We start from the raw sequence: 25,207 nt of genomic DNA on the forward strand, positions 1-25,207 counted from the left end.
CAGCGGAGCGGGGCCCTTGCCCTCAGCGTCGGGACCCGGGCGCTGGAAGCCTTTCCCAAACGCCGCCGGGTCCGGTGCATCTTTCAATGCGCACCCGCTCAACAACACCTTGAACGCACTGCCCGGGGCAGGCTCTGGGGCGCGAGCGCCTCAGCGCCGCCCCGACCAAAGGCGTAGCCAGCGGAAGCACAGCATCAGCACCAACGCGGTGACCGCCAGCCCGAGGACGTCGCCCAGTGCATAGACCGAAAGCACCGCGAAGAAGTGGTGCGGCAGTACAAGCCCCGAGAACACCACCGATTGCGCCGCCGAATTGATGACCGATGCCATCACCCCGACGATGAACAGCTTGGGCCAACGCGTGCCCGCCCTTTCGCAGGCGTAGAGCCGCTGCCCCGCCAGCGCCATCAGCTCGAACGAAAGGATGGCCGAGCCCGCTCCGACGATGATCGACACGATGATCGTCGGATCCGAAACACTGCTGATTCCGGAGGGTGTGAAGAGCGCCTCGGACAGGAAGGCGCCAACGCAAAGCGGCACGAAAGAGGCCCGCCCCATCAACCAAGCGGCCAGCACCCGCACCCCATGCGGCAGGTACAGAAGGCTGGCAAAGGGCGTGACACCAGGAAGCACATGGGACTGCAGCGGCGTGACGAGCATTGCCGTCAGGCCATGCGCAAGAATGTAGGCCGACGCCACCACCAAGAATGGCAGAGCCTTGCGGTTCGACCGCGTTGCGTCCGGCCGTTCGCTCTGCCGACCGGCGGAGGTCACGGCTTGTCGGACAAGGGCAACGGCACCCCGACAAGATCGCTGCGCACCACGTAGGTCTTGGCCTTGCTGCTTCCCGCACGCTCCAGCAGCCCACGCTCCATCAATGAGCGAATAGCGCGATAGAAGGTCGCCTGCCCACTATGACGCACGAGGGGATGTTCGCGGATCTGCTCGGAGCGGATGATCTCGCCCGGGGTCCGGCACAGTCCATGAGCAACCAGCAGTACATCCCGTTCGAACCGCGTCAGCTCATCAAGACCGACGTCGCGTTCAAGCTGGCGCAGCATTTCGCGCAGGTGGAAAATGGAGCTCAGTTTTTCCATAGAAACGCGATCTTTCCAGAAAAATGTCTCGGTGGTCACATTCGGGCCCCCCAAAATCACTAAAATTTACCCTTCTGTCAAACGGGTGACATTATCAATATGATAAAGCCTTGGCGTCCACGCTTCCTCGTGCTAGCCGAGGGCCGCGGCGTCTTTCGAAGACCAGTGCATCGTGACGAGTAACCTTAGACCAGTCTTGCTTTACCAGTGCTGACGCTGCTTTTTTTGTATTTTTGTAAGATTGTGCCCGGGGCCAAAATGGCTCCGGGAATTTTCTGCGCAGACCTGATTCGTGCAGGCTCCAGCGGCTGAAACCCGATCAGCGCCCCCTTCAATGACACTTCAGGGGTCCTTCGCGTTTCGGCCCTGCCGCTCTTGCAAAGGACCGAGGCCCCCGCTTGGCTTGAGTGTTGCCTCATCCCTGTTCTGCCCAGGTGGGGTATTTCTCTCTGAGACCTCGGCATGGGATGGCATCCTCCTCGTGTTTTTCGCGCGCCCTGCCGCTGGCAAGCGTCGCGCCCGTTTGCGGAATACCGGATCATCGGGGCACCGGCTGCACCAGCCCCGCTTCGGCGTCGATCCGCAGAGGCATGCGGTCTGTGACCGAGGCCCAGAAACGATCCTCCGACAGGACGACCACCGGCACCTGCGCAAGAAACGCGCCCTGCGTCACCGAGGGGTCAGGCATCTCGTGCAGAATCAGCGCCGCGGGGTGCGTGCCGTGCACCTTCAACTGGTAGAGAAACCGCCACGCTCCGGCAGAGCCACGCGTTTCCGGCAACACCAGCACCCGGCCCGCAACGATGCGGCCGCGAAGATCGCTCGACTGGCCCACGACACGCCCCGACCGGATGTCCAGGTCCCCGAGGAACGACAGCGCCGTGCGCGACACCATCGCATCGCCCGAGGCCAGCCCCCGCACCACGGGGCGAGCGTGCCAGCCGTCAGTCATTGCGCAGGCTCCTCGGGTGAAAGCGCCCGGTGACCGCGCTTTCCACCGCCAGCTCAGAGGTGGTGAACAGCGTCGGGCAGTGGATCATGTCCCGCACGTAATGGGCCTGCTTGGCACTGTCGACGAGAATGGTCTTCGGTGGCGCCGGCGTCACGCCAAGAGACGGGTCCGGCGAGCAGGTGCAGGCGAAATGGCACGAGATCGGGCAGGTGTCGGTGACCACTCGCGCCCCTGCCGCCCTGATCGGCGCCAGCAGCCCCGCATCCCGCGCCATCTGGTGCACCGCGCGGTTGGTGGTGATCCAGCACTCGATGCCTGTTGCGATCCGCCGCCCCGTGAGCAGGCGGGCGTAGTCCTTCATTTCCTCGAAGGAGGCATGGGGGCAGCCTAGATGCACGAGATCGAACCCCTCTGCCTCCCCGGTGCTGAAGCCGTCGAAGACCGCACGCAGGGCAGGCTCGGCGATCTCGACCTCGGGCAGGCCTGCGCCGGCCTCATCCGTTCCGAAGGGCGGCGTGACGCCCGGCACCACGAACATCGCCACCCCTCCCGAGGTGGCCATGCCCACCCCCATCGCATCAAGCTCATCGAGCGACGGGCGCTTGGCGAGCCCCATCAAGAGCGGGGTACCGCTGCCCACCGCCTGTCCAACCGCATAGCCAAGCGCGGTGAAATCGGCGGTGCCACGCGGGCGGGCGCTGACATGCACCCGATGCGTGGGTCGCCGATTGTCATCGAGGTGCAGCCCGAAGCGCGGATAGCGCCCGGTCATGCCAGCGTAGACCGCGAAGAACCCGTCCCGGTTCGACCGCGCGCCAAGCACGGAATTGGCAAACACCGTCACCCCGCTTTCGATCGAGGCGATGTGCATGTTCCATGTCGGCCAGTGCCCGGCCCAATAGGGCGTACAGGTGAAGGAGGTGCCGCTCCCCATGGCCCGGTGCGCCGCCTCCGCCCGCTTCTGCAGCAGCCCAAGGCTGTCCGGAGCCCCGATGCCCTGCCAGTCGCCCATGTCTGCATTGGCGATGTTGGTGGACACCGGCACCGACATGCGGCCACCGCCCTGCGCGATGCCTTCGATCAGCTCCACGTCGCCCTTGTAGAGCGCCATGCCCGCGTGGACATGGGCATAGCCGATGTCCACCATGTCCGGCGCATCATAGGCCTGCCCCAGCTGCACCAGCGCATCCATAGCCTGCCGCGCGGCCTCGCCCTCGGCCCCATCCAGAAGCGCCTTGTCCCGGTCCGAAAGCTGCATGGCCTCAGCTTCCGATGCGCAGGCCGGGGGCCTGCCCGCGCAGAGCGGCAAGGATGCTCAGCGCGACGATCATCGAAGTGCGGTTGTTGTCCGGCGATGGGTAATTCTGCGACACCATGGTCACCCCCACCGCCGCCGCATCCACCTCGAGACTGTGGCGCGCGCCGGGCAGCGTGCCATCGGCCCTGATGCACACCCGCGTGGCATCAAGCCCGATGCCAACCAGCCCCAACGTCACCGCCACGTTGAAATGGCGCGGGAAATGCCCCGCCGCCTCGCGGGCGCTGCCCTCGAACACCGGCACCGGGCCGTCCTTGGCCGCCGCAAGGTCGATGCCATTCTCGTGGATGTAAGGCTCGTGCGCGAAGGACGCGGGGTTGATGTGCGAGGTCAGCGTGACCGAACGGATCTCGTCTTCGGCGGCGGCGCGGATGATGTCGAGGCCCGGCAGGGTGCCTCCGGCGATCTGCAGGGTGGCGCCGGTGCTCTCGGTTAGCGCGATGAGGTCCATGTTCTCCGCCAGCGCGCCCACGCTCACCGCGATTACATGGCCGCCTGCCCGCAACGTTGGCTCCACCACGGCGCGGAAACCGTCATAGGTGGCGCATTCCACGAGGATCGCGTCGAACGCCGGCGCCTCGGCAGCGTCGATCACCGGCACCTCGAGCCCCAGATCGAGCGCCGAGGCACGCGCGCGATCCTTGTCTCGTGCAGCGATGGCGACGATCTTGATGCCGCTGCCGGGCTTCGCGACCCGCCGAGCGATCTGCCGCCCCACGTTGCCGAAGCCCCCAAGAACGATGCGTACCGGATCTGCCATGAAAGCGCCTTCCCCTTGTGCGGTCGCGGCTGCCACGGCCCCTCCCGGCCACAAGCCCCGCATATTCGATTGCCCAGTGCAGTCCCAACTGTGTATTCCAGAATGTATACAGCATGTCATTCATCAATCAATGCCAGAGACAGCCCATGACCGATCGCGCCCCCCTCACCCGCGAGCTTGCCCGTTTCATCGCCGGTTGCACGGCGCAGAGCCTGCCACCCGAGGTCATGGACTACACGGCAAAGCTGGTGACCGACGGCATCGGCGTGCTCTATGCCGCCACCCACCCTGCCGTGACCGCCGCGCAGGGCATCTGCGATTTCGTCGAAGCCCACGCCAGCGTGGGCAAGGCCACGCTGATCGGGCGGGATCGCAAGGTGGACGTGGTGAACGCGGCGCTGGCCAACGGCACGCTGGGCTATGCCGCCGACTACGAGCCGCACCACCCCGAGGCGATCCTGCACCCGATCGCGGTGATGATCCCGACCGCGCTGGCGCTTTGCGAGGACCAGGGCCGACCCGGCGCGGACCTGCTGGCCGCCGTGGCGCTGGGGTGCGAGGTGACCTACCGCGTGTCGATGGCGATGAACCCGCGCGCGCTTTACGACCGGGGGTTCCACCCCTCGGCCATTGCGGGCAGCTTCGGGGCCGCCGCGGCCTCGGCCTTCCTGCTGGGCCTCGCCGAAGAAGAATGCGTGCGCTGCCTCGGGCTTGCGGGGCTTCAGACCTCTGGGCTGCTGGCATGGCAGGACGACCCGCGCGAGGATGCCCGGCCTTTCCAGATGGGCCTTGCGGCCCGCAATGGCGTGATGGCGGCGCTGCTGGCGAAGCAGGGCTTTGGTGGGCCGGACCGGATCTTTGATGGCGGGCATGTGGTGCTCGATGCCTACAGTGGCGTGGCCGAACCGGCGCAGCTGGTGAAGGGCCTCGGAACTCAATGGGATGGGGTGATGGAGCTGGCGATCAAGCCTTGGTCGTCCGTGTCCTTCCTGCACCCGGCGCTGGATGCGCTGGTGGGGCTGATGGAGGCCCACGGGCTGACGCCGGAGATGATCGACCGCATCTCGCTGCGCTTTGCCGAAGCGGGGGCGCATTGCGTCGATGACAACCCGCTCAAGGGCCATTGCGCGCAATACATCCTCCCGGTGCGGGCGGCGATGGGTCGGCTGTCTTTCCTCGATCTCTTCATCGACCGGCGCGAGACCGACGCGCAGGTCGCCCGGCTTGCCGCCTCGGCCCGGGTGATCCGCGACACCGGAGAGTTCGACACGGCCTTCCCCGACTTCTACATGGGCGAGGTGATCCTTGATTTGATGGACGGGCGCAGCCTGTCGGCCATCGGCAAGGTCGCCCGAGGATACCCCGAAGAGCCTTTGAGCGACGCGGACCTTGCTGCCAAGTTCGCCGAGGTCACCGGTACTGTCTGCGATGCGTCTCAGCGGGATGCCCTGTCAGAGGCCGCAGCCGGGCTCCTATATGCCCGAGATGTCAGCACGTTGGCCGACCTGCTGGCCGCGCGTCCGGTACCGCCGGTTGACGCCTGACACAGCCCTGAATACAATTTCGCATACATGATCCGGCGCAAGGAGCCCCCGATGCCCAGCACCAAGAAGGACGGCAAGGACGGGTCGACCTCCCAGCGCGCCTATGCTGCCCTGCGCGAGCAGCTGCTGCGCTCGAAATTCCTGCCCAACCAGAAGATCAACGAAGTGGCCCTTGCGGCCACTCTCGAGATCAGCCGCACCCCCCTGCGCGAAGCGCTCAACCGGCTGGTGGCCGAGGGGCTTCTGGTCGACCGGGGGCGCGGCTTTTCGGTGCCGGACCTGGACCAGAAACGGGTTTTCGATTTGTTCGAGGCGCGGCTCGAGATCGAATGCGCCACGGTGCGCCTTGCCTGCGAGCGCGGCACCGACGAAGAACTGGCCGAGCTGTCGGAATTCCTCAAGGAAAGCATGGCGGAATCCCCCGATGCCTCGGTGGACCGGCTGATCGAGCTCGATATCGGCTTTCACGGGCGCATCGCCGCGATGGCCCGCAACAAGGTGCTGCAGCAGACCCTGTCGAACCTCAACGACCGCATGCACCTGATACGCTGGATCGCGATGGAGGGGCGGCGCGAGCGCACGCAATCGCAGCATCACGACATTCTGCAGCACCTGTGCGCCCGCGACGCGGACGCGGCCATCGCCGCCATGCGCGAACACATCCTGCATCGCAACGACGACATCCTCGCAGCGATCAAGGCGGCCTACGGGCATGTCTACACCCTCTCGAACGGCTGACACATCGGAACACCCCATGGACCACTACATCCTGATCGGAGCGGGCTCCGGCATCGGGGCGGCCCTCGCACAGCGCCTCGCAGGGCCCGGATGCCGCCTGCTGCTGCACACCGGCAGCAATGCCGCGCGGCTTGAACAGGTCGCCCGCGATTGCCGCAGTGACGGGGCGGAAACCGACAGCTGCCTTGGCCTAACCTCGGACGAAGCACTGTTCGAGACCGTGGCGGGCTGGGTGGAGGACCTGCCCGAGGGCCGGCTCACCGGCCTTGCCTTCGCGGCGGGCTATGCCAAGCGCGGCACGCTGGGCGACGTGACCGAGGCCGACCTGACCGAGGCACTTCAGGCCATGCCGCTGGCCTTCCAGCGCCTTTGCCGCATCACCGCGCCGAAACTGGCGGACGGGCGTGGCCGCATCCTGTGTGTGAGCGCCTTCGGGGCGCACCGTCCCACCGCCCGCTCCTACGCCGCGACTGCGCCGGCCAAGGCGGCGCTCGAGGCACAGGTGCGGGTCTTTGCCGCCAACCTCGCCCCGCGCGGCATTTCGGTGAACGCCGTGGTGCCGGGCTATATCGCCAAGGACGAAGGCACCCATTCGTCGCTAACGCCCGAGCAATGGGCGCAGGTTGCGGCGACCATCCCCATGGGCCGTACCGGCAGCGCAGGCGAAGTGGCCGCCACCGCCGCCTTCCTGCTGTCGCAGGACGCGGGCTATGTCACCGGCCAGTCGCTGCACGTGAACGGCGGCCTGACGCTCTGAGCCGCCCCTCGGCGCGCGGCCCCGCCACCCCGAAGACCTAAGCCGCCAAGACGTCTATCCACGAAAAATGGGGCGCAGCCGACGGCCGCGCCCCTCTCTCGTTCATGGCATGAAACCCGTCAGGCGTTTTCCGGCTCCGCCTGCGGCGCGGGCTCGTGGCAGACCCAGACCTTGGGCAACAACACCAGCACCAGCAGCAGGACCACCACGCCGCCAAGGCGGGTGAGATCGCTCAGGTCATGCGACAGTGCCGTGCCGAGGCCGCCAAGGATCGCCAGCACCCGAAGCGGCATCACCAGCCGTGCCCGCAGGAACCCTGTGAACCCCGCCGCGATGGCGGTGAGTGAGCCGACGACCAACAGCAGCTGCATCACGGCATCACCAACCCCGCTCATGGCCAGAAGCCCCGGTGAGAACAGGAACGAGAACGCCACGATGAAGCCCGCCAGCGCCATGCGGATGGCGTGCACCCCGGTGGTCAGCGGTGATCCGCCCGAGATCGACGCCGCCGCGTAGGAGGCGATGGACACCGGCGGCGTCGCATCCGCGAGGATGGCGAAGTAGAACACGAAGAGATGCGCAGCCAGAGGCGCCACCCCGAATTCGGCGATCAGCGTCGGCGCCGAGATCGAGGCGGTGATGACATAGGCCGCCGTCGTCGGCAGTCCCATCCCCATGAGCAGCGTGGTGAACATGATAAGGATCCCCGCCAACACCAGTGAGCCATGCGCCATCGAGGTGATGAGCCCGCCCATGGAGATCACGAGGCCGGTCACGGTCAGCGCCGCGACGATCATCCCCGCGCCAAGGCAGGCCAGTGCCACGATCACCGTGTTGGTGCCCGCATTGACCAGCATCGCCCACAGGATCGCCGGGGTCGGGAAGGTGTGCTTGCGCAGGCAAGCCACCGCCACGGTCGCGAAGATCGAGAACAGCGCCGACATGTGCGGCGAATAGCGCAGGATCAGCATCACCACGAGCACGATGATCGGCACGACAAGGTGGATGTCGCGGGCAACGGCGCGCCATGTGGGGATCTGATCTTCGGGCAGGCCGCGCAGACCCTGACGCCGGGCGGTCAGGTGCACGGTGATCAGCAACATGAAGAAGTAGCAGATCGCACCGAGGGCCGCGGCCTTGATGATCTCGATATAGGCGATGTTGGTGAATTCGGCCATCACGAAGGCACCCGCCCCCATAATGGGCGGCATCAGCTGCCCGCCCACGGATGCGGCAGTCTCCACCCCTCCGGCAAAGTTCGGACGGTAGCCCACGCGCTTCATCATCGGGATGGTGAAGCTGCCGGTGGAAAAGACGTTCGCCGTGGCCGAGCCGGAGATCGAGCCGAACATCGCCGAGGTCAGCACCGCCACCTTGCCGGGTCCGCCCACCTGCCGCCCTGCAACGCGGGAGCCGAAATTGTTGAACAGCCGCCCGAGGCCCAGCTGTTCGACCGCCGAGCCGAAGGCGATGAAGATCGCCACCATGGTGGTGGAAATGCCGGTGAGCGTGCCGAACATGCCCTGGTCGTTGCCGAGGTACATGATGTCGATGATCTCGCGGTACGGGATGTTGCGATAGTTCATCATCCCCGGCCAGTATTCCGAGGTCACGAGGTACCCCAGAGCCAGCAGGATCATGATCGCAAGGATTGGTGTCACCGCGCGGCGCACCGCCTCGATCACCACGACGATCATCAGGCCGCCGAGGATCTGTTCCTTGAGCTCGACCGGGGTCACCCCCTCGAGCCGCATGTTGAAGGAAAACGCGTTCCAGTAGCTGTTGAAACAGGCCACGAGCCCGATCGCGACCATCACGAGGTCAAGCGTGTTCGGCCCCTTCTCCGTGTTCCCCTTGCGCGCCGGGTACAGCAGGAAGGCCAGCGGCAGGAAGATCATCAGGTGCAGCGAGCGCTGCTCGCGCGGGGAAAGAAAGCCGATCCAGGCCGTGTAAAGCTGAAAGACCGTGCCTATGGCCGCCCATAGCGCCACGATCATCACCCAGTTGCCGCTAAGGTTGCGCATCTATTGGTTCCTGCTGCTCGGATGGATGAAGGCGGGCCGCACGGAACGGCCCGCCCTTGTGTCGATGCCACATGGCGGCAGCGTCTGCCGCCATGTGGCATCCGTCGAGGGTCATCAGTTGGTGTAGCCCTGCTCGGCGAGGTACTTCTCGACGCCGGGATGCAGCGGAACCGGCAGGCTGCCGCCGGCGGTCTCGCACTCGAAGACGGCGATGGACGCGTGGATGGCGACCATCTGGTCGGGCTTTTCACAGAAGGTCTTGATCATCTCGTAGGCGACGTCATCCGAAAGGTCCGAGCTGGCGGCGAGCGCGGTTGCCATGACGAGGGTCGGGACCTCTTCGTCCTGACCGGTGTAGGTGCCGGCGGGCAGCGGCTTGGAGGAATAGCCGTAGGTGTCGCCCATGGAGGCAAGCACCTCTTCGGGGAACTCGATGAAGTTGGCGTCGCGCGCCTGAGTGGCTTCGACGATGGCCGCGCCCGGCAGGCCAAGGGCGTTGAAGACGTAATCCACCACGCCGTCGCCGAACTGGCTGGAGGCCGAGGAATACTCCACGAAGTTCACCTTCCAGCCGCGGTCGTTCAGATCCTCGTAGGAGGTGTCGTAGTAGTCCATCAGGTAGCGGAAGGTCTGCTCGTCGGACGAGCCCACCTTGGTCACCGCGATGGAGATGTCCTCGCCTTCCTTGAACAGGGTATCCATGTCCTGGATCTCGGCGTCGGCACCGGCATAGAGATGCAGGTAGATGTCCGAGAACGACATCCCGATCAGGCGCAGCTTGTCGTGGGGCGCGCCCTCGTAGATGCCGGTGCCCTCATAGGCCGCCTTGAGGAAGATATCGAGGCCGGTGCCGATCTGGCTGGTGCCCTGCTGGATCTTGGTGGGGTTGGCGGTGCCGCCGCCGGGCACGACCCGGATGTTGATCTCGGGGTCGGCCTCGTGGACCAGCGCGGCCATACCGGACGCCTGGCCGAACCAGCCGCCGCCAACCTGGCCGGCGGTCCATTCAAGGGTCTGGGCCTGTGCGCCGGTCGCCATGACGGCGGTGGCAGCGATGCCGAAGAATGCGGTCTTGAACATGATGTTCCTCTCTGAAGATGATGTTTTCGTTATATTATCGCCGGGCCCGTCGGGGAGAACGCGGGCCCGTGCACTGTTGCGCGCCGCCCCCCGCGCAAGGCCGGGGGCGGCACGATGGGTCAGAAGCTGCGCGGTTGCAGCCCGGCATGAAACCAAGTGACCATGGAATATATGTCATATACCGGCAAGCCGGTCGCGGCCCTGACAGCGGCGCTGTAGGGGGACATGTTGGTGCATTCGAGGACGATGGCGCCCACGTCGGGGTTCTGCGCCACAAGCCGCTGCGCTGCCTCCACCACGTCGGCGCAGGCCTGCGCCATATCGAGATCCTGCCGCGCGGCCTTGATGATGACCGGGAAGAACTCCGGGCCATCCTCGGTGCCGGTGATTGGCGTATCCAGCGGAACGCCGATGCCCTCCAGATGCGCGGGAGTGATCCCGGCGGCGTTGATGGTGACGATCCCCACCCGCTTGCCCGAGGGCAACGTGGCCTGCACCCAGGGCACCTGCATCATCGACGAGGTCGCGACAGGCACGTCCAGCGCCTGCGACAGCTCGCGCTGGTAGATCGACAGGAAACCGCAGTTGGTGGTGATGCCGTCCACCCCGAGGTCGACAAGATCCCGCGCCGCCTCGATGAACGGGGCCAGCAGCCCCTGAGCGCCGTCGCAGACCACGCGGTCGGGGCTGGCGCCGCGTACCACGCGGTACATCACCGGGAACGGCCAAGTGCGGGCATTGCCCATCTCGCCGTAAACCCGGGCAAACCGCGCCTCGAGCATGAGGATGCCCAAGGCCGCGCCATAGACCGCCTTGCCGCCCTTGGCGACATGGGTGCCCGGGGCACCGAAGGGGCGGACCGGGTCGAAGCTCATGAGAAGCGCGCCGCGCTGAAGGGCGCGAGGTCGATCATCGGAGCCTGCCCGGTGACCAGCTGCGCCACCAGCTGCCCGGTGCGCGCACTGCCCACGAGGCCGATATGGCCATGACCATAGGCATGGACCACGCCCGAAAGGCTGGCGTTGCCGATCACCGGCAGGCCATCGGGGGTCGAGGGGCGGCAGCCCATCCAGACCCGCGCCTCGGACGTGTCCAGCTCGGGGAACATCGCGGCGATGTGCTTGCGCACGATCTCGGCACGGCGCCAGTCAGCGGGGGCATCGACCGAGGCGATCTCGACTTGGCCCGCGCAGCGCACGCCGTGGGCCAGCCGGGTGATGACCACCTTGCGGTCGCCCACCATGATCGGTGTCGCCGGTCCCGGCATGTTGTGCGATCCCTCGACGGTGACATGATAGCCCCGCTCGGTTTCCAGCGACACCTTGTCCCCCGCCTGTGCCGCAAAGGCCTTGGCGCGCGCACCGGCGGCGATGACCACCGCGTCGCAGCTCACATGGCCCTGCGTGGTCTCGACCCCGGTGACCTTGCCGCCGCTCTGGGTGAGGTTCAGCGCCTTGGCCGCCATGCGCCGTGCGCCGCGGCTTTCCACGTTGGCGACGATGCCCGCGTTGTAGGCGCCGGGGTTCTTGCAGTGGCCTGCCTCGGGGACGTAGACGCCGAAGGTATAATCGCTGGTGACATGCGGCTGGCGGGCGCGGAATTCCTCGCCCTCGAGCGTGTCGTAATGGATGCCCTGATCGCGCCGGATGCGCCATGCCATGGCGTCCGCCTCGAAAGCGGCGCGGTCGCGGTAGGCATGCATAAGCCCGCTTTCCGCGTCGATGAGATGCGACAGCCCGGTGTTCGCGGCAATCTCCGCATGCAGTGCCGGCGCACCGGCGAGAAGGCTGCGCAGGTGACCGGCCAGCACCTCGAGCTTGCCCACAGTGGAGGCGGACGCGAGGTAGCGCAGCAGCCACGGCAGCGCCTTGGGCAGGTAGGTGGGGCTGACACTGAGCGGCCCGAGCGGGTCGGTCAGCCACGAGGGGACCTGTTTCCAGACACCGGGATAGGCCGGGGGCAGCACGGAATGCGACGACAGCCAGGAGGCGTTGCCAAAGCTCGAAGCCTGCTCGCCGCCCGGCGGGCCGGGATCGATCAGCACGACGCTGAGGCCCTTCTCGACCAGCTGGTAAGCGCTGTGCGCGCCAATGAGACCGGCCCCGATGACCGCCACGTCTGCCTTCATATGCCCCTTGGCGCACCCCGTGCTACCGCTATTGGAGAGCGCCCCTTCGCGTGATAAACCCTCTGTACGCTTTGTTGTATACATTTCTGTGACCCCGGGCAACCACCGAGGCCCGTCAAGCGCGGGCAAGTGGGGTAAGTGATTAATTGAGCGGCAGATGTTTTCAGTGCGCCGGGCCACACCTGATGAAACGCCTCAACCCCATGGCGGCAGGATGGACGACGGCCCCAGCCCGCTCGAGAGCGACTGTTGCAGCACGCGCCGCGAGCTCTCGAGGTGGCGCAGCATTGTCTGGCGCGCGCGCTCGGCCGAGCCGCTGATGATGGCATCAAGCACCTCCCGATGATCCACGAACTCCGGGTCATAGAATTCCGGCAGGCTTGCCTCGAGAAAATAGAATCGCTCGAAATCACGGATCACCTGCACGACCGAGCGGTGCAGCCGCTTGTTACCTGCGGCAAGCGCAATGGCCTCGTGGAAGGCATCGTTGATGAGAATCATCTCGGAAATCTGGTCCGGCCCCGCGCCTTCACTGGAGCTGTCCACACGCACCAGTTCCTCAAGCTCTTCAAGCCAGCGGCCGGCCCCGCCGGTAGCGGCAAGGGCGGCGGCTTCACCTTCGATCAGCGCGCGAAAGGCGAACAGATCACGGACCTCGGCGATGGGAATCGGCGCAATGGTGTACCCCCGGCGCGGGATCGCCTTGACGAAGCTTTCCGCCTGCAGGCGGACCAGTGCCTCGCGCACGGGGGTCTTGCTCATATTCAACTCGGAGGAAAGATCGGCCTCGGTGAAGGCGTCCGTCACAGCAAAGCTGCCAGTGGTGATGCGGGTGCGGATCTGGTCATAGGCCCGATCCGCCAGCGTGCGATAGACCGGAGCCTGCCCGCCGATTCTGTCCCGCCAGAGAAATTCCTGTTCCAGCATGCTCCCCTCCCTTCCTTCGCAGACTAGCAGCCACGTCGCGGCCTGATCTGATTCAAAGGCGATAACCTGTTCTAAGCCAGAGGGTTGGATCGCGGCCACCCCTTGTGTTCGCCGCCGCCCCCTTGCAGTATCTACTGTAATATACTACAGCGTATAGTTATGGAAGATATTGCAATGAAGACGTCGCGCCCCAGCCTAATGCCGGGCCGCGCAAGGCGGGCGCCATGATGTCGTATCTTGTCCGGCGCCTTGTGCTTGGCCTGCTCGTGCTGGTGGTGGCGATGCTGCTGCTGTTCGTTCTCATCTACGCGGTGCCCGGCGATCCTGCGACGATCGCGCTCGGACCACGGGCAAGCGAGGCACAAAAAGCGTTCTTTCGCGAACAGATGGGCCTCGACCAGCCACTCGCGGTACAGGCGGCCAGCTTCCTGTGGAACCTGCTACAAGGCGATTTCGGTACCGACATCCTCAGCCAGCGCCCGGTTGCCGACCTCGTGTTCTCCGCCCTGCCCCGCACGGTGACGCTTGCGGTCGCCGGCGTTGTCTGGGCCGCGCTGCTGGGAGTGCCGCTCGGGATCTGGGCCGCCTTGCGCCCGGGCACCTTCATCGACTGGGTCATTGGCCTGATCTCGACCAGCGTGGTGGCCCTGCCCGCCTTCCTGATGGCGATCTACGCGCTGATCCTGTTCTCGGTCACGCTTGGCTGGTTCCCGGCCATCGGTGCGGGCGATCCGGGCGATCTTGCGGACCAGCTGCATCACCTCGTACTGCCTGCCTTCGCCATCGGCGTCGCATGGGTGGGCTACATCGCACGGCTGGTACGGGTGTCGATGCTGGAAACCCTGGCGCAGCCGCATGTGCGCACTTACCGGGCCTTCGGCGTGCCGGACCTGCGTATCGCGCTGCGCTACGTGCTGCCCATCGCTGTCGTCCCAGTCATCTCGGTCCTTGGCGTGGGGATCGGCAACCTGCTGTCCGGGGCGGTGCTGGTCGAAGTGGTGTTCTCGCGCCCGGGCCTTGGCTCGCTCGCCTATGACGCGGTGATCAGCCGCAACTTCCCGGTGCTGCTCGGCGCGGTGGTGGTGACCACGGCGCTCTATGTGGCGGCGAACTTCATTGCGGATACGCTGATCGCGTGGCTGGATCCGCGTCTGGCAGAAAAGGGCTGAGCCATGAGCAACCGGACCGCCATCGCCACCCGCGCGCCCCGCTTCGCCACCCTGCGCCGTCTGCTGTCGAGCCCCACCGGTGGGCTGGCCAGCCTTGCGGTCGCGGCCTTCGTCATCGCGGCCATCGCCGCACCTCTGGTCGCACCCTACGATCCCAACGCAATCAACCCGATCAACCGCATGCAGGGGCCTAGCGCCGCGCACTGGCTGGGCACGGACCAGCTGGGCCGGGACCTGCTGTCACGCATCATCTTCGGCACCCGCACCGCGCTTTACATCGCGCTGGTGGGCACGGCGGCGGCGCTTGGCGTCGGCATGGCCATGGGCATGATCGCCGGTCTTGGCGGCAAAGTCGTGGACAGCGTGCTCGTGCTGATCAACGATTCCATCAAGTCCCTGCCGCTGGTGCTGTTCGCGCTGGCGCTGGTGACGATCTACGGCGCGTCCATCGCGGCGCTTATCGTGATCATCGCGATCTCGATGGCGCCGGGCTATTTCCGCGTGGTGCGAAACCAGGTGCTGGTGCTGCGCAGCGCCGATTTCGTGATCGCCGCACAATCCATGGGGGCCTCGCGTCTGCGCGTCGCCGCCACTCACATGCTGCCGAACCTCATCGGGCCGATCCTCGTGCTCATTGCCATGGACATCCCCGCGGTCATCGGCATCGAGTCCGGGCTGAGCTTTCTCGGCCAGGGCATCCAGCCACCCAAATCCAGCTGGGGGAACATGCTCTCCGAAGGCTACACCTACGTCCGGCAGGCGCCGCATATCGCCGTCGCGGCCGGCCTGCCCATCGTCCTGTCCACGATTGCCTTCACCTTCCTCGGTGAAAGCCTCAGGGATGCGCTTGACCCGCGCCGGGCGGTGCGCAGATGAGCGCGCCGGTTCTGCAGCTGGACAAGGTCTGCATCCGCTACCCCGGGGCACCCGCAGACGCGGTGCGTGGCGTGTCCTTCGACCTTCGGCGTGGCGAAACGCTGGGTCTCGTGGGGGAAAGCGGGTCGGGCAAGTCCACCCTCGCCGCCGCAACGATGGGCCTGCTGCCCGCGGGTACCGCGGTGCAGGGAGCCATCCGCTTCGAGGGGCGCGCTCTGTTCTCCGAGATCACCGACCAGCAGCTTCGGCGCCTGCGCGGACGCCGCATCGGCACCATCTCGCAGGATCCCTTCACCGCCCTGAACCCGGTGATGCGCATCGGCACGCAGCTGGACGCGTTGCTTCATTGGACCCACGACCGCCCGAAGAAGGACCGCATGGCACGCATCGAAACGATGCTGGAACGGGTGGGCCTTTCGGACCCAAAGGTGCGGATGGCACAATATCCGCACCAGATGTCGGGCGGCATCCTGCAGCGCATCTCGATTGCCGCCGCGATGCTCGCCGAGCCCACGTTGCTCATCGCCGATGAGCCGACCACCGCCCTTGATGCCACGACCGAGGCGCAGATCCTCGGCATCATGGCCGAGGCCAAGGCGACCCTTGACGGTGCCACGCTGTTCATCACCCACGACATGAGCGTGGTCGAAAGGCTCTGCGACCGCATCGCCGTGCTTTACGCAGGCGAGCTGGTGGAAACCGGGACCGTGCGCGAGGTGCTGGACGCGCCGCAGCATCCCTATACACGTGCCTTGCTTGATTGCGATCCGGCCCGCATCACCGAACCGACCCGCCGCCTGCCCACCATCGAGGGCACCGTGCCGCCCATTCACAAGCGTCCCGACGGCTGCATCTTTGCGCCACGCTGCCCTGCCGCCATCGCGCGGTGCCACGCCGAGGCCCCGGAGCGCCACGAGCTTGGCCCCCGCCGCAGCGCCGCGTGCCATCTGGCAAGCCCAACCCCGGTGACCCCATGACCCGACCCGTTCTCGATGTTCAGAGCCTCAGGGTTCAATACCCCGTCGGCACCCTCGTCGGCCGCCTGCTGCGGCGCGGTCCACGCGAGGTGACGATCCTGCCCGAGGTGTCCCTTTCGGTGCCTCCCGGCCAGACCCTGGGTCTGATCGGGGAAAGCGGCAGCGGCAAGACCACGCTGGGCCGCGCTGCCATCGGACTGGCCCCGATCTCGGGCGGCGCGGTGGAAATCGCTGGCATTCGCGCTTCTGGCGGAGACCCGAAGCCATGGGCACAGATCCGCAAACGCAGCGCCATGATGTTCCAGGACGCGGTCGCGTCGCTCGATCCGCGCATGACGCTGGGGCAGTCGGTGACTGAGCCGCTGGCGGTCCAGGGTGGCCATGACGGCAATCGCCGCGAGCGAGCCGCCGAGCTGCTGGGCCTCGTGGGCCTTGCCCCCGATTTCGCCGACCGCTACCCTCACCAGATTTCGGGCGGGCAGGCACGCCGTGTCACCGTGGCCCGCGCACTCGCGCTGGAGCCGGAGCTGGTGATCGCGGACGAGCCGACCGCCGGGCTCGACCTGTCGGTGCAGGGCGAGCTGCTGAACCTGCTGGGCGATCTGCAGCACCGGCTGGGGGTGAGCTTTTTGTTCATCACCCACAACCTCGCGGTGGCGCGCCATGTCACCGACCGCATCGCCATCATGTACTTGGGCCGGATCGTCGAGGAAGCGCCCACGCGCACCATCTTCGACGCCCCAGCCCACCCCTACACCCGGGCGCTGATCCGGGCCCGGCAGGCCACCGGCAGCGATGGCCTGATCGAGGGCGAGGTGCCCAGCCTCGCCAACCGTCCCGCGGGCTGCGAATTCCGCACCCGCTGCCCCCTTGCGACTGGGCTCTGCGCCCGCGAGGCACCGCAGCTTCGGCAGATTGCCGGGGGCCACTCCGTGAGCTGCCATCACGCCGACGCGCAAAGCGCTGCGCGTCCCAAGAACAAGCAACCGACAGGATGACACGATGACCGAATTCCGACTGACACGCCGACAGGCCCTGCAACGTGCCGGGGGCGGCAGCCTCGCGCTGGCGCTCAGCTCGCTTTCCGGCGCGGCCTTCGCACAGGAAAATCGCACCCTGCGCATCCGCAATGACCGCGACATCGAGCGGCTCGATCCCGCAAGCCGCGGCGGCTGGTACGACGAGACGGTGATGTTCGCCATCTTCTCGGGGCTCGTGCGCTACGCACCCGGCGATGAATGGACATACGAGCTTGACGCAGCCGCCTCCATCGACGACAGCGACCCGCAGCACATCGCCTTCGAGCTGCGCCCTGGCATCATGTTTTCGGGAGACCACGGCGAGATGACCGCCGAGGACGTAAAGTTCTCGTACGAGCGCTTTGCCGATCCTGAGGTCAACGCCGTCTACGCGTCGGACTGGGCGATGCTCGACCACGTGGAGGTGACCGGCACCTACACCGGCATCATCCACCTGACAGAAGCCTTCGCGCCGCTCTTCACCTCGACCCTGCCGCACGCGTCTGGCCTTATCCTCAGCAAGGTCGCAATGGAGGCCTCGGGCGATAAGAGCTTTGCCACGGAGGTGCCCGCCTGCTCGGGCCCCTACATGCTTGACGAATGGCTCCCGCGCGAGATGATCCGCCTGGTGCGCAACCCCGGCTGGAGCGGACCTGCGCCCTATTACGACCGGATCGAGATCCTGCCCATCGGCGACGTGACCTCGGCGGAAACCGCTTTTGCCGCCGGCGACATCGACTGCACGCAGATCGCCGTGAACTCCATCCCCTCCTACGAGGGCGGCAACGCCGACCTAGTGGTGAAGCCCGCGCTTGGCTACGCGTGGCTTGGCATGAACGTCGACACCCCCAAGCTGTCGGACATTACCGTGCGCCGTGCCATCCAGCATGCGGTGGATGTCAAGCAGATCGTCGACGCCACCTTCGGCGGCGCGGTCGAGCAGGCGAACGGCCTCGTGCCGCCGCCCCTGCCCGGCGCCCGTGACGAGGTGCTCTACGGCTTCGATCCCGACCGCGCCCGCGAGCTGCTGGCCGAGGCGGGCGTGACGGACCTGTCGCTGTCGCTGACCTTCGGCACCAACCCCGACCTGATGATCGTGGCACAGGTGATGCAGGTGCAGCTGGCAAACGTGGGCATCGACCTCACCATTCGGCAGATGGACAGCAACACCATGATCGCCGAGGCGCAAGATCCCGAGGATCACCAGAACATCGAGCTGATCATCGAACCCTTCACCACCGCGCCCGACCCCAGCTGGGTCACCGAGTGGTTCACCTGCAACCAGATCGGGGACTGGAACTTCCAGCGCACCTGTTCCGAGGACTGGGACGCGCGCAACACCGCCGCCCTCACCATCGCGGACCCCGAGGAGCGGGCGCAGGAATACGTGGCGCTTCAGGACGATTTGGAAGAAACCGGCGCCTATGTGTTCCTCTACCATGGTGTGAACGCCTGGGTGTCGAAGCCCGAGGTAAACGCGGCATACAGTGCGGATGCGCAATGGGCGCTGCTGCGCGATTTCAGCGCGGACTGATCCCGCAATCCAGACACCGGCCCGCCCTCGGTGGCGGGCCGGTGATCGCCTTGTCCGGGCCGTCCCTCAACGACCGTGGCTGGCACGCATCGCAGAAGCACCGCCCGGAGGCTGCCCGACCCGTTCAGCCCGGGATACATCACGCACAACACGCCCGCCCGGTCCGTTCCGGGCGGGCGCCCCTGACTGACCGGACCTTTACTTCATGCAAAACTTCTCCGTCGCCACCACCAGAGACCAGCCTGCGCCATTTCAGCAGATCGTCGTCCCCCTGTCCGACGGGACCGAACTGACGGCCAGACTCTGGCTGCCCGAGACGCCGTCGGCAGACAGCGTTCCCGTGGTACTTGAATGGATCCCTTATCGTCAGTCAGATGGCACCGCCCTGGCGGACAGCATGATGCACGGCTATTTCGCTGAAAGCGGCATCGCCGCCTGCCGCGTGGACATCCGCGGGTCGGGCAATTCGGGGGGACTGCTGCATGACGAATACCTGAAGCAGGAACAGGACGACGCGCTCGAGGTCATCGACTGGCTGTCACGTCAGCACTGGTGCAATGGCAACGTGGGCATGATCGGCATCTCCTGGGGCGGCTTTGCCGGACTGCAGATCGCCGCCCGCCGGCCACCGGCGCTGAAGGCCATCGTCACAGCCTGCTCCACCGACGACCGCTACCGCGATGACGTTCACTTCATGGGCGGCGGACTGCTCATCGACGGCATGCAATGGGGCGCGGGCCTTTTCACCCAGCTTGGCCGCCCGCCCGATCCCACCCACGTGGGGGATCGCTGGCGCGACATGTGGATGACCCGGCTCGAAGCGCTCGAGCCGCCACTGGCGGGCTGGATGGAGCACATGGAGCGCGATGCCTTCTGGCAGCACGGATCGGTCTGCGAAAACTACGCCGACATCGATTGCGCGGTCTATGCCGTGGGCGGCTGGGTCGACGGCTACACCGACCCGATCCTGCGGCTGATGAAACACCTTCCCGGCCCTCGCAAGGCGCTGATCGGTCCATGGACCCACATGTATCCCACCTGGGGTCAGCCCGGCCCCCAAGTGGGGTTCTTGCAGGAATGCATGCGCTGGTGGCGCCACTGGCTGCTCGGCGAGGACACCGGCATCATGGACGAGCCGATGCTGCGGCTCTGGGTGGGCAAGGACCCGGTGCCCGATGCCTGCGATCCGCAGATCGGCGGCGGCTGGATCGGCGTCCCCGGCTGCCCCCCCGAGGCACCGATGACCACGCTTTACGCCGACGACCTCGCCTTGCGCGCCAGCGCGATGCCCGGCCAGCCCGAGCTGCTGCTTGACAGCCCCCTGACCGTGGGCGCTGCGGGCGGCGAATGGTGCCCGCTGGACGGGGGTGGCAACGGGCCGGAGTTCGCCAGTGACGCGGCACTTGATGACGGGCAGTCGCTGTGCTTCAACACGGCCCGGCTGGATGCGCCGCTGCACCTTGCAGGCAACGCGGACCTGAGCCTGCGCGTGGCCTTTGACGGCCCCCGCGCGCTGGTGTCGATCCGCCTCAATGAGGTGCGCCCGAACGGCACCGTCGCACGCATCACCCACGCGCTGCACCGCCTGACCCGCCCCGAGGACGTCGCCCCCGGCCAGGCGTTCGACGTGACCCTTCCGGTCAAGAGCGTTGCCCACACCTTCGCCCCCGGCAGCCGCCTGCGGCTTGCGCTGTCCACCAGCTACTGGCCCATGGTCTGGCCCGAGGGCGCGGACAACGCCATCCGGCTGCACCCCTCGAGCCTGCGGCTCGACCTGCCGGGCCTGCCCGAGAGCGCGGTTCAGGATCTGCCGCCCTTCGAAGAGGCCCTGCATGCGCTCCCGGTGCCCTCCACCCACCTCGAGACAGGCCCGGTCGCCCGCGATGTGACCTGGGACCAGGCCACCGGAGAGGTCGCACTGGTTTCGGTGAACCCGCCTGCCACCACCACCATCGACGGGCTGGCCATCACGAAACACGGCAGCCACGACTATGCTATCGCGCCCCGCGACGCACGCTCTGCGCGCGCCGGGTTCCAGTTCACCGAAACCTATGCGAGGGACGGCTGGCAGGTGCGCATCGCCACCGACACGCAGGTGTGCTGGCACGAAGGCAAGCTGCGACTGCGCTCGACCGCCACCGCGCACGAGGGTGACGTGCAGGTCTTTGCCCGCGACTGGACCCATGACTTCGACTATTGAGAGCCCCATGACCGACATACCCGAAACCGTCCACGTCCCCGCCCGCGAGGCCCGCATGGTCCCCCTGCGCAAGGGGGACATGGTGGACGTGATCAACACTCACGGCGGGCAGGTGGTGGACACCTGGGCCTTCCCGCTGGATGCGCCGGACGAATACATGTCCATGGAGCACAGCCGCATTTTGCATTACCGCATGACCTTCCAGCCCGGGGATGCGCTGTGCACCGACAGCTGGCGCACCATCCTCACCTTCGTCGAGGACACGTCTCCGGGGGTGCACGACACGCTTTGCCCGGCCTGTTGCGCGCCGAGCTACGGTATCTTCTACGGACACGAGGGCCATCACGACAACTGCGCCGACAACCTGCGCGCGGCCTTCGCGTTGATCGACTGCGAACCTCCGCGCATCCCGACGCCCTGGAACCTCTTCATGGAGACGGTGATCAAGGACAACGATGTGCTTGAGGACAATCCCAGCCGCACCGAGCCGGGACAATACGTGCGCCTCAGAGCCGAGATGGACTGCCTCTTTGCAGTCTCGGCCTGCCCCCAGGATCTCATCGTGATCAACGGCAGCGACGGTGTGCCGCGCAGCGTGGATCTGCGCATCACCCGCGCCGGGTAAAGACTCGCCCGGCATGATCGCCTCTGCTTGGGCCCGGAGACTTCAGGCCCGCGCAGACGCAGATACAAAGCCGCTGCTAGCTAGTGACAAGTCGAGGTAACGGGCCGATTGCGCCCCGTTACCCCACTTGTCTCAGCTATCGCACGCCGAGAGAGCTGGCTTGACGTCGTCCAGCGCCCCCCTCGCCGGAAAGGCCGAAATCCTTGAGACGAGATACGAAGTTGCGTGCGACCGGCATCATCGCCTGCGAGAAGACTTCGAGCCTTTCGAAGCCAAGTTCATAGATCTCGCCCCCCTGCAAGGCGTATTCCACGCGCAGAATTGCCTCGTTCTCATTAACCCAGGACGCAAACTCGAGTTCGGTGATCTCGCGGCACTGGTTGACCACGGTCTGCACCTCTGCGGGCAGCCCGTCTGATCCCTCCTGGCTCGCGCCAACCCATGACCTCGAGGTGCCGAACCTGGCGTTGGCGGTCATGTGGGTCACTCTCTCGTCCCGCTTCACAAGCTGGCCCGAGCGGGAAAAGTTAAAGTCGATGCCATCCCATGCCCCGTCAGTGATGCAGGACATCAGCCTTGTGCCCCCCTGCACCGACACGAAATGCGCCGGCGGAAGGATTTTCCCAATGAGCAGCGTCTCGGCGGTTGCGGCCAGCGCAGCGGTGGCACAGATCGTTGGATTGCTCCGGTCGGTTTCCCAAAACTCCTTCCGTTGAATCCACCATGCATTCCCCTTTCCCGTCGCGAAGGGAGGTGTGATGAAGCGCGGCCGCCCCGCCCCAGCGGCCTGCCGTATCAAGGCCCCAACCCCGGGTGGGGTACGATGCCGGAAGGATGCTACGGTGTTGGAGGCCTCGCTCACAGCCTCGCCGGGCACGGGCCGGGCAGCTAGGCCGGTCCTCTGGCCGACATCGGGCGCAGGCGCATTGATCCGACCGTCGCAGTCAAGATCGAGCCGGGCGATGCTTGCACATCACGGCAGATCCGCTGCGGCGCCCGTCCCTGACCGGCGGCAGAGCCGAATCTGAGGCAGCATCCCCGGCACCCACCGGCAGACCCCGCCGGAAGCAAAGAACATGACAGAGATAAGCGCCCGGGGCTCGTCGGTCTTTCACGCCCTGAACCGGGTGCTCATGGCGGTCGAAGTGGGCGCGGCGGCGATGATGCAGATTGCCATGGCCCTGAGCACCGCGGACGCCCTGTCGAGCTAGACGAACCTCCGCCTCTCGCCCGACAGCAACCGCAGCCGCTCAGGCAATTATCAGCTCTCCGGCCTCATCGGGTGCCGCTGATACACACGCGGGATGATCCCGGCCAGCGCACAGGTCCGCCGCTGCAAATAGCTCTTCTCCTACATACCCCAGTCCACAGCACGCCGCCTCGAACCGGGCCACAGCAGTTTTTCCCAAAATTCCCTTCAGCATCGGCGTCATCGAGCAACTGCTCCACCGGAAATTTTCTCCGCTTCAAGTTCTCAGCCTCTTGCACCTGCAGCCGACGTGTGTCCGACACCTGCATGCCGCCATGTCTCGAGCGCCACTTGTAGAGGATCGCGCAGCTGATGCCGCAGCTTCTTCGCGCCCAGCCCGGCCTCCTGTTCCTTCGGGATGCCCCCTCTCGTGATTTTGCTCGGCAATGCACTGCCGGGCGCTGGCTGGTCTATTCTGTCCTGAACCGGATGCTGGGTATCCGAAGAACTGGCCGACCTTAAAAAGTGAACATTTCTAGATTGCAGGTCGGCACGACCGCGCTGTCTGGAATGAGTGTGATGACATGAAAAGGCCTCCCCACCGTACCTGGTGAGGAGGCCCATTTTCTGGAAGATGAGTTTGGCTTAGGAGCCCGACACTTCGATGGTCTCGTCTTCGGAAAGCTGCTGCGAAGCGTCGAAGTCAAAGCCGGATGCGTCTTCGACTTCCTGTTCGCTCATGGTTTCCACGATGAGTGCATCGTTCTCGATCGTGACACGCTCCATTGGCACGGGCACTTCCTTCGTGCCGAGACCAAGGAAGCCACCGCTGCTCAGCACCAGTACGGCCGAACCATTGTCATCGACGATACCTGCAGGGCGACCAAGGTTCTCACCGTCCGAGGTCAGGACGTCCTTGCTCATCAGTTCACCGACAGTGATGGACATGGTGTTGGCGCTGCCAGCCTCTTCCATCGCGGCTGGGTCGGAACCTTCTGCCTGTTGCATGTCGGCTTGATCAGCCTCTTCTCCAGCGCTCGGCTGTGCCTGAGCTTCGTCGGCCTGTGCCTGATCTTCGCTCTGGGCCGAGAGACGCTGTTCGCGCTCTTCCGCGGTCTCGATGACCACGTTGGCTTCACCACCCTGACGGACATCAACGGTGGGTTGGTTGGCCATCACGACCGAGATACGGGGCTCGGCTTTTTCATAAGCCACCGACGCGTCGCCACCTTCGATGTTGACCTCGGCCTCGCCTTCCGCCTGCTGGATGTCGACCTGCGGCTCGGAGCTGGCAACCTCGGTATCACCTTCGACGCTCTGGGTGTCGTTGGTGTCGGCGTCACTCGTTGCGGTCTCGTCCGCAGTTTCACCTGCATCTACACCGAGATCGACGTCGAGTTCCGGATCGGCCTGAGCCACCGAGATCGTGGGCTCGCCCTGCTCGACCTGAACCTGGGGATCGTCGGTCGAGATCTGCACGTCGGGATCCGAGCTGAGGATATAGACGTCGGGGGCCGGGATATCGACGCGCACGACGATCTCGGGGATCTCGACTTCAATGTTCGGCTGCTTCTGAGCGATCTGGATGTCGAGCGGGCTTTCGTTCACGGTGACGCGCGGCAGTTGCTTCATCACGGTGACATTGGGCGCGGGAACCTGAACGTCGACATCAGGATCGGGGACAACGACACGCGCCTGACCTTCGATGGTCGCGCTTTCCGAAAGGTTCACCTCTTCGGAAACCGTCTCGCTCTCTTCGGTCTCGGCGGTGGCGGTGTCTTCCTCGGTTGCGGTGTCTTCGTCGGTTACGGTCTGCTCTGCGTTCTCGGCGAGCGTGTCCGAGATCATTGCACATTCTTCGGAGTTGTCGTTGTCAACGGCGGTCATGACATCGGACACCGGGATCATGGCCGGAAGATCGTCGGATTGAACCGCCTCCACGAGCGCCTGGCACTCAGCGCTTTTGCCGCGAAGGTCTTCGTCCGACATACCTTGCAGAGTTTGAGCAGAAACAAAGCCTGCAAGCGGGAAGGTAAGCGCGGTGCTCAGCATAAGAGTGCGAGTGGCAGTCTTCATAAATATCGTTCCAATTTTGCCTAGATTATAACCACCCAGTTGGTGGCTGCCTGAGAAGAGAACACTGCGGGTCGTGATGAGTTCCTCGCTGAAACGTCATGATTTTGGCGCGGCCTTGAGCGGGCACCTGTTTTGACCAGTAACTTGATGCTGATAGCGGTGCTGACAGTGCGATCAGCTGCACTGTCTCGACGGCAGGAAGACCCATGTTTCGTAG

Annotated in this window: 23 protein-coding genes and 1 pseudogene; 11 read left to right on the forward strand and 13 right to left on the reverse strand. The window is 65.7% G+C overall.

The annotated features are described in order from the left end of the window. Positions 1–150: 150 nt before the first annotated feature. The 5 genes from IEX41_RS13630 to IEX41_RS13650 form a co-directional block, all read right to left on the reverse strand. Positions 151–774 carry a hypothetical protein gene (locus tag IEX41_RS13630; RefSeq protein WP_229673221.1) on the reverse strand — a complete coding sequence of 208 codons (624 nt, stop codon included), beginning with the start codon at positions 772–774 and terminating at the stop codon, positions 151–153. Next, a complete protein-coding gene (locus IEX41_RS13635) occupies positions 771–1,136 on the reverse strand; it encodes a hypothetical protein (RefSeq protein ID WP_308421506.1) in 366 nt (121 codons plus the stop codon). Before IEX41_RS13635 ends, IEX41_RS13630 begins: the two co-directional genes overlap by 4 nt. A gap of 499 nt (positions 1,137–1,635) precedes the next feature. Then, positions 1,636–2,049: an aconitase X swivel domain-containing protein gene (locus IEX41_RS13640; RefSeq protein WP_188790801.1), complete on the reverse strand. Its 414-nt coding sequence runs from the start codon at positions 2,047–2,049 to the stop codon at positions 1,636–1,638. Continuing rightward, positions 2,042–3,307 (reverse strand): aconitase X catalytic domain-containing protein, encoded by a 1,266-nt coding sequence (locus IEX41_RS13645; RefSeq protein WP_188790802.1) that lies wholly within the window; start codon positions 3,305–3,307, stop codon positions 2,042–2,044. Before IEX41_RS13645 ends, IEX41_RS13640 begins: the two co-directional genes overlap by 8 nt. A gap of 4 nt (positions 3,308–3,311) precedes the next feature. After that, entirely contained in the window at positions 3,312–4,127 is an 816-nt protein-coding gene (locus IEX41_RS13650; RefSeq protein ID WP_188790803.1) for an aspartate dehydrogenase domain-containing protein, read from the reverse strand. 146 nt (positions 4,128–4,273) lie between these two features. Here IEX41_RS13650 and IEX41_RS13655 point away from each other — a divergent pair, with 146 nt between their 5' ends. Genes IEX41_RS13655 through IEX41_RS13665 form a run of 3 tightly spaced genes read left to right on the forward strand, consistent with a single transcriptional unit; the run spans position 4,274 to position 7,166 of the window. Then, positions 4,274–5,671, forward strand: a complete 1,398-nt coding sequence (locus IEX41_RS13655) for an MmgE/PrpD family protein (protein ID WP_188790804.1) — start codon at positions 4,274–4,276, stop codon at positions 5,669–5,671. A 51-nt stretch (positions 5,672–5,722) separates the two neighbouring features. Then, entirely contained in the window at positions 5,723–6,409 is a 687-nt protein-coding gene (locus tag IEX41_RS13660; protein WP_188790805.1) for a GntR family transcriptional regulator, read from the forward strand. Positions 6,410–6,425: 16 nt separating this feature from the next. Beyond that, positions 6,426–7,166 (forward strand): SDR family NAD(P)-dependent oxidoreductase, encoded by a 741-nt coding sequence (locus tag IEX41_RS13665; RefSeq protein WP_188790806.1) that lies wholly within the window; start codon positions 6,426–6,428, stop codon positions 7,164–7,166. Positions 7,167–7,285: 119 nt separating this feature from the next. Here IEX41_RS13665 and IEX41_RS13670 read toward each other — a convergent pair whose 3' ends face one another. From IEX41_RS13670 to IEX41_RS13690, 5 genes are all read right to left on the reverse strand, one after another. Beyond that, positions 7,286–9,190 carry a TRAP transporter permease gene (locus IEX41_RS13670; RefSeq protein ID WP_188790807.1) on the reverse strand — a complete coding sequence of 635 codons (1,905 nt, stop codon included), beginning with the start codon at positions 9,188–9,190 and terminating at the stop codon, positions 7,286–7,288. A 114-nt stretch (positions 9,191–9,304) separates the two neighbouring features. After that, complete coding sequence (locus IEX41_RS13675) at positions 9,305–10,270, reverse strand: TAXI family TRAP transporter solute-binding subunit (RefSeq protein WP_188790808.1); 966 nt, start codon at positions 10,268–10,270, stop codon at positions 9,305–9,307. Positions 10,271–10,389: 119 nt separating this feature from the next. Then, positions 10,390–11,145 carry an aspartate/glutamate racemase family protein gene (locus IEX41_RS13680; RefSeq protein WP_188790809.1) on the reverse strand — a complete coding sequence of 252 codons (756 nt, stop codon included), beginning with the start codon at positions 11,143–11,145 and terminating at the stop codon, positions 10,390–10,392. Further along, on the reverse strand, positions 11,142–12,398 hold the full coding sequence (locus IEX41_RS13685; protein WP_188790810.1) for an NAD(P)/FAD-dependent oxidoreductase: 1,257 nt from the start codon (positions 12,396–12,398) through the stop codon (positions 11,142–11,144). The genes IEX41_RS13680 and IEX41_RS13685 overlap by 4 nt, the downstream gene beginning before the upstream one ends. Before the next feature lie 195 nt (positions 12,399–12,593). Then, entirely contained in the window at positions 12,594–13,325 is a 732-nt protein-coding gene (locus IEX41_RS13690) for a GntR family transcriptional regulator (RefSeq protein ID WP_188790811.1), read from the reverse strand. A 224-nt stretch (positions 13,326–13,549) separates the two neighbouring features. On the opposite strand from IEX41_RS13690, the gene IEX41_RS13695 reads away from it, so the two are divergent. From IEX41_RS13695 to IEX41_RS13725, 7 genes are all read left to right on the forward strand, one after another. Further along, a complete protein-coding gene (locus IEX41_RS13695; protein ID WP_188790812.1) occupies positions 13,550–14,494 on the forward strand; it encodes an ABC transporter permease in 945 nt (314 codons plus the stop codon). A 3-nt stretch (positions 14,495–14,497) separates the two neighbouring features. After that, positions 14,498–15,370, forward strand: coding sequence for an ABC transporter permease (locus IEX41_RS13700; RefSeq protein ID WP_188790813.1), 873 nt, complete (start codon positions 14,498–14,500; stop codon positions 15,368–15,370). Further along, complete coding sequence (locus IEX41_RS13705) at positions 15,367–16,347, forward strand: ABC transporter ATP-binding protein (protein ID WP_188790814.1); 981 nt, start codon at positions 15,367–15,369, stop codon at positions 16,345–16,347. Before IEX41_RS13700 ends, IEX41_RS13705 begins: the two co-directional genes overlap by 4 nt. Beyond that, a complete protein-coding gene (locus IEX41_RS13710) occupies positions 16,344–17,345 on the forward strand; it encodes an oligopeptide/dipeptide ABC transporter ATP-binding protein (RefSeq protein ID WP_188790815.1) in 1,002 nt (333 codons plus the stop codon). Before IEX41_RS13705 ends, IEX41_RS13710 begins: the two co-directional genes overlap by 4 nt. Before the next feature lie 4 nt (positions 17,346–17,349). Further along, positions 17,350–18,900: an ABC transporter substrate-binding protein gene (locus IEX41_RS13715; RefSeq protein ID WP_188790816.1), complete on the forward strand. Its 1,551-nt coding sequence runs from the start codon at positions 17,350–17,352 to the stop codon at positions 18,898–18,900. Between the two features lie 205 nt (positions 18,901–19,105). Further along, the gene (locus IEX41_RS13720) at positions 19,106–21,100 is read left to right on the forward strand and encodes a CocE/NonD family hydrolase (RefSeq protein ID WP_188790817.1); all 1,995 of its coding nucleotides are present in this window, start codon (positions 19,106–19,108) and stop codon (positions 21,098–21,100) included. 7 nt (positions 21,101–21,107) lie between these two features. Continuing rightward, positions 21,108–21,725, forward strand: coding sequence for a DUF1989 domain-containing protein (locus tag IEX41_RS13725; protein ID WP_188790818.1), 618 nt, complete (start codon positions 21,108–21,110; stop codon positions 21,723–21,725). A 136-nt stretch (positions 21,726–21,861) separates the two neighbouring features. On the opposite strand, the gene IEX41_RS13730 is transcribed toward IEX41_RS13725, so the two are convergent. Continuing rightward, positions 21,862–22,296 (reverse strand): type 2 periplasmic-binding domain-containing protein, encoded by a 435-nt coding sequence (locus tag IEX41_RS13730; RefSeq protein WP_188790819.1) that lies wholly within the window; start codon positions 22,294–22,296, stop codon positions 21,862–21,864. Between the two features lie 505 nt (positions 22,297–22,801). Here IEX41_RS13730 and IEX41_RS21725 point away from each other — a divergent pair. Then, positions 22,802–22,936 carry a hypothetical protein gene (locus IEX41_RS21725; RefSeq protein WP_277874179.1) on the forward strand — a complete coding sequence of 45 codons (135 nt, stop codon included), beginning with the start codon at positions 22,802–22,804 and terminating at the stop codon, positions 22,934–22,936. 62 nt (positions 22,937–22,998) lie between these two features. Here IEX41_RS21725 and IEX41_RS21905 read toward each other — a convergent pair. Then, positions 22,999–23,361 (reverse strand): annotated as a pseudogene (locus IEX41_RS21905) (IS3 family transposase); the annotation flags it as partial. Positions 23,362–23,559: 198 nt separating this feature from the next. Next, entirely contained in the window at positions 23,560–24,990 is a 1,431-nt protein-coding gene (locus tag IEX41_RS13735) for a PRC-barrel domain-containing protein (protein ID WP_188790820.1), read from the reverse strand. Between the last annotated feature and the right edge of the window lie 217 nt (positions 24,991–25,207).

The sequence above is a fragment of the Salipiger pallidus genome (assembly GCF_014643635.1).
GTDB classification, from domain to species: Bacteria; Pseudomonadota; Alphaproteobacteria; order Rhodobacterales; family Rhodobacteraceae; genus Salipiger; species Salipiger pallidus.

What these genes read in the sequence shown, in the direction of transcription:
- IEX41_RS13700 (WP_188790813.1), top strand. Translation starts at nt 14,498, where the DNA reads ATGAGCAACCGGACCGCCATCGCCACCCGCGCGCCCCGCTTCGCCACC.
- IEX41_RS13645 (WP_188790802.1), bottom strand. Translation starts at nt 3,307, where the DNA reads ATGCAGCTTTCGGACCGGGACAAGGCGCTTCTGGATGGGGCCGAGGGC.
- IEX41_RS21725 (WP_277874179.1), top strand. Translation starts at nt 22,802, where the DNA reads ATGACAGAGATAAGCGCCCGGGGCTCGTCGGTCTTTCACGCCCTGAAC.
- IEX41_RS13735 (WP_188790820.1), bottom strand. Translation starts at nt 24,990, where the DNA reads ATGAAGACTGCCACTCGCACTCTTATGCTGAGCACCGCGCTTACCTTC.
- IEX41_RS13690 (WP_188790811.1), bottom strand. Translation starts at nt 13,325, where the DNA reads ATGCTGGAACAGGAATTTCTCTGGCGGGACAGAATCGGCGGGCAGGCT.
- IEX41_RS13705 (WP_188790814.1), top strand. Translation starts at nt 15,367, where the DNA reads ATGAGCGCGCCGGTTCTGCAGCTGGACAAGGTCTGCATCCGCTACCCC.
- IEX41_RS13640 (WP_188790801.1), bottom strand. Translation starts at nt 2,049, where the DNA reads ATGACTGACGGCTGGCACGCTCGCCCCGTGGTGCGGGGGCTGGCCTCG.
- IEX41_RS13660 (WP_188790805.1), top strand. Translation starts at nt 5,723, where the DNA reads ATGCCCAGCACCAAGAAGGACGGCAAGGACGGGTCGACCTCCCAGCGC.
- IEX41_RS13725 (WP_188790818.1), top strand. Translation starts at nt 21,108, where the DNA reads ATGACCGACATACCCGAAACCGTCCACGTCCCCGCCCGCGAGGCCCGC.
- IEX41_RS13680 (WP_188790809.1), bottom strand. Translation starts at nt 11,145, where the DNA reads ATGAGCTTCGACCCGGTCCGCCCCTTCGGTGCCCCGGGCACCCATGTC.
- IEX41_RS13650 (WP_188790803.1), bottom strand. Translation starts at nt 4,127, where the DNA reads ATGGCAGATCCGGTACGCATCGTTCTTGGGGGCTTCGGCAACGTGGGG.
- IEX41_RS13710 (WP_188790815.1), top strand. Translation starts at nt 16,344, where the DNA reads ATGACCCGACCCGTTCTCGATGTTCAGAGCCTCAGGGTTCAATACCCC.
- IEX41_RS13720 (WP_188790817.1), top strand. Translation starts at nt 19,106, where the DNA reads ATGCAAAACTTCTCCGTCGCCACCACCAGAGACCAGCCTGCGCCATTT.
- IEX41_RS13685 (WP_188790810.1), bottom strand. Translation starts at nt 12,398, where the DNA reads ATGAAGGCAGACGTGGCGGTCATCGGGGCCGGTCTCATTGGCGCGCAC.
- IEX41_RS13695 (WP_188790812.1), top strand. Translation starts at nt 13,550, where the DNA reads ATGATGTCGTATCTTGTCCGGCGCCTTGTGCTTGGCCTGCTCGTGCTG.
- IEX41_RS13670 (WP_188790807.1), bottom strand. Translation starts at nt 9,190, where the DNA reads ATGCGCAACCTTAGCGGCAACTGGGTGATGATCGTGGCGCTATGGGCG.
- IEX41_RS13675 (WP_188790808.1), bottom strand. Translation starts at nt 10,270, where the DNA reads ATGTTCAAGACCGCATTCTTCGGCATCGCTGCCACCGCCGTCATGGCG.
- IEX41_RS13665 (WP_188790806.1), top strand. Translation starts at nt 6,426, where the DNA reads ATGGACCACTACATCCTGATCGGAGCGGGCTCCGGCATCGGGGCGGCC.
- IEX41_RS13730 (WP_188790819.1), bottom strand. Translation starts at nt 22,296, where the DNA reads ATGTCCTGCATCACTGACGGGGCATGGGATGGCATCGACTTTAACTTT.
- IEX41_RS13715 (WP_188790816.1), top strand. Translation starts at nt 17,350, where the DNA reads ATGACCGAATTCCGACTGACACGCCGACAGGCCCTGCAACGTGCCGGG.
- IEX41_RS13655 (WP_188790804.1), top strand. Translation starts at nt 4,274, where the DNA reads ATGACCGATCGCGCCCCCCTCACCCGCGAGCTTGCCCGTTTCATCGCC.